Below are 3,270 nucleotides of genomic sequence, written 5' to 3' on the forward strand. Positions count from 1 at the left end.
GGGTCGACCGTGCTGGTGACGCCGATCTCCTCGCCGATGATCTGCTGGGTGCGCACCGCGATCCGCTGGGCCTTCTGGGTGGGGATGGAGAGGGCCTCGTCGTAGCAGGAGAGCGCCAGCGACTGGACCCCGCCGAGCACCGCCGCCAGGGCCTGGATGGCGGCCCGGACGATGTTGTTCTCGGGCTGCTGGGCGGTGAGCGTCGAGCCGCCCGTTTGGGTGTGGGTGCGCAGCATCTGCGACTGCGGCCGCCGCGCCCCGAAGCGGTCGCGCATCAGCTCCGCCCAGAGGCGGCGCAGGGCGCGGTACTTGGCGATCTCTTCGAAGAAGTCGGTGTGGGTGTTGAAGATCCAGGAGAGCCGCGGGGCGAAGTCGTCCACGGCAACGCCCCGGTCGATCGCCGCCTGCACGTAGGCGCAGGCGTTGGCGACGGCGAAGGCCATCTCCTGGGGGGCGGTGCTCCCCGCCTCGCGGATGTGGTAGCCGCTCAGCGAGATCGGGTTGAACCGCACCGCGGTCCGCGAGCAGTAGGCGATCAGGTCGGCGGCGAGCCGCAGCGAGGGCCGGGGCGGGTAGATGTAGGTGCCGCGGGCGACGTACTCCTTGAGCACGTCGTTCTGGGCGGTGCCCATCACCCCCTCGGGGGCGACCCCCTGCTTCTCCGCGGCGACCACGTACATCGCCACCAGCACCGCCGCCGGGGCGTTGATCGTCATCGAGGTGCTGACCCGGTCGAGGGGGATGCCCTCGAAGAGCGCCTCGATGTCGGCCAGCGAGTCGATCGCCACCCCCACCTGGCCGACCTCGCCCGCGCTGAGCGGGTCGTCGCTGTCGAGGCCCATCTGGGTGGGCAGGTCGAAGGCGACGCTCAGCCCCGGCTGGCCGTTGGCGAGCAGGAAGCGGAAGCGGGCGTTGGCGTCCGCCGCGGTGCCGTAGCCGGCGTACTGGCGGATGCTCCAGAGCCGGCCGCGGTACATCGTCGGCTGGATGCCCCGGGTGAACGGATACTCACCGGGGAACCCCTGGTCGTCGACCGGGTCGTCCCCCTCGAGGTGAACCGGGGTGTACAGCGTGTCCACGGGGATGCCGCTGCCGGTCTCGAAGCGCTCGAGCCGCTCGCCGTAGGCCAGGCCCTTCGCCAGCGGGCCCTGCTGCCAGCGCTGCAGCTCGGCGCGGTAGCGCGCCGCGGCGAGATCCGCGGGCTCGTCGGTGGGGCGATCCTGGGCGAGCATGGTCGCCTGAGCATAGCGCTGTTCTCCAGGGGCGGCGCCTGATCGTCCCGGCGCGAGCCCCCCCTTCCGGATCGAGGCACGTGCATCGAGAACCTCGCAGGAGCGATAATTGGTCCATGTTCGACCAGTTCCGGCGGCCGCTCCGGGACCTGCGGGTGTCGGTGACCGACCGCTGCAATTTCCGCTGCACCTACTGCATGCCGAAGGAGGTGTACGGGCGCGACTTCCGCTTCCTTCCCCGGCCCGAGCTGCTCAGCTTCGAGGAGATCACCCGGCTGGTGCGGGTGTTCGTGGGGAACGGGGTGCGCAAGGTGCGCCTCACCGGGGGCGAGCCCCTGCTGCGCCGCGGCCTGCCCGACCTGGTCGGCCAGATCGTCGCCGTCGAGGGGCTGGAGGACCTCGCCCTCACCACCAACGGGGTGCTGCTCGCCCGCCACGCGGGGGCGCTCCGGGACGCCGGGCTGCAACGGGTCACGGTCAGCCTCGACTCCGTCGACGACGCCGTCTTCCGGCGGATGAACGATATGGACGTGCCCCTGGCCCGGGTGGTGGAGGGCATCGACGCGGCCATCGCGGCCGGCCTGGCGCCGGTGAAGCTGAACGCGGTGGTCCGGCGGGGGGTCAACGACGCCGGGGTGCTCGACCTGGCCCGGTTCGCCCGGGATCGGGGCTGCGTGCTCCGGTTCATCGAGTTCATGGACGTGGGCACAACCAACGGGTGGCGGCTGGAGGAGGTCGTCCCCGCCGCCGAGCTGGTGGCCCGGATCGACGCCGAGATGCCGCTCGAGCCCGCCGCCCCCAGTTACCGGGGTGAGGTGGCGGGCCGCTACCGCTACCGCGACGGCGGCGGCGAGGTGGGGATGATCACCTCGGTCACCCAGCCCTTCTGCGCCGACTGCACCCGGGCGCGGCTCAGCGCCGACGGCCGCCTCTACACCTGCCTCTTCGCGAGCGGGGGCAGCGACCTCCGCGGCCCGCTCCGCGCCGGCGCCTCCGACGCCGACCTCCACGACCTCGTGGCGGGGGTCTGGAGGGGACGGCGCGATCGCTACTCCGAGGCCCGCTCCGAGCTCACCGCGGGGCTGCGCCGCATCGAGATGTCGTACATCGGCGGCTGACCGCGAACGGCCAGCGGGTAGAGTCGCCGCCGATGGCCTCCCGGGTGAACGACCGCCTCGTCGCCGACATGGCCGCACGGCTGCGCGACGGCAGCCTGCGCTTCGGCCCCCGCCACCTCTACTACGCGGTGTGCGCGGTGCTCGAGCGCCCCGGGGGCACCGCCGGGTCGGGGCAGATCGCGCTCGGGGTCCTGCTGATGGCGCTCACCCTGGTGATCGGCATCCTCGCCGCCTCCTTCTTCATCTGGCCGCTGATCCCGGTCGGCATGGCGGTCACCGGCTTCGGGGTCCGCGCCCGCCGCAGGGCCCGCTCCCAGCCGACCACCCGGCCGCTGGCGCTCGGCTACGACGAGTTCGTCAGCGGGGTGGTCGAGCCGCGCCGGGGCACGCCGCTGCTCGAGGGCATGGTCGAGCCGGCCGCCGGCGCCGCCCCCGTGGCGACCACCGGAGGGGGTGTGCTGGTGGTCTGTGACCGCCCCGAGACCGCCGCGGTGCTCGCCGCCAACCGCGCCGCGGCCGGCCTGGTCGCCGAGGTGGTCGCCGAGGACGCCGCCGCCGGGGCGCTGGCCGGCCGCCGGGTGCTCACCGTCCACGACGCCGATCCGCGCGGCTGCGCGCTGCCGCTGCGGGTGCGCGCCGCGGGCGCCGCCGGGGTCCTCGACCTGGGGCTGCGGCCCGCCCACATCACCGGCCGCCGCATCCCCGTGATCGAGGGCGCCCCGGCGCTGATCGGCGCCGACCTCGCCGCCCTGCTCGCCGCCGAGGAGATCGTGTGGCTGGCCGACGGCCGCCGCGTCGAGCTCGCCGTGCTGCCCCCCCGGGAGCTGGTCCAGGCGGTCGCCGCCGCCCTCGCCGAGGACGCGCCCGCGCTCGAGCTCGCCGGGGTGGAGGGGATCCGGCTCAGCCGGGTCTCGCCGCTG

The 3,270-nt window shown here is 74.1% G+C and carries 3 protein-coding genes; 2 read left to right on the forward strand and 1 reads right to left on the reverse strand.

Annotated features, from left to right (window positions below; genetic code table 11):
• Nucleotides 1–1,232: methylmalonyl-CoA mutase family protein (locus tag VGL20_14275; GenBank protein HEY2704848.1), on the reverse strand; the 1,232-nt coding region annotated here is incomplete at its 3' end.
• A 116-nt stretch (nt 1,233–1,348) separates the two neighbouring features.
• Between VGL20_14275 and moaA the strand changes: the two genes are divergently transcribed.
• Together moaA and VGL20_14285 are read left to right on the forward strand one after the other, a co-directional pair.
• Nucleotides 1,349–2,350 (forward strand): GTP 3',8-cyclase MoaA, encoded by a 1,002-nt coding sequence (gene moaA, locus VGL20_14280; protein ID HEY2704849.1) that lies wholly within the window; start codon nt 1,349–1,351, stop codon nt 2,348–2,350.
• 32 nt (nt 2,351–2,382) lie between these two features.
• The coding region (locus VGL20_14285) for a hypothetical protein (protein HEY2704850.1) at nt 2,383–3,270 on the forward strand (888 nt) is incomplete at its 3' end.

The organism is Candidatus Dormiibacterota bacterium, assembly GCA_036495095.1.
Lineage (GTDB): Bacteria > Chloroflexota > Dormibacteria > Aeolococcales > Aeolococcaceae > CF-96.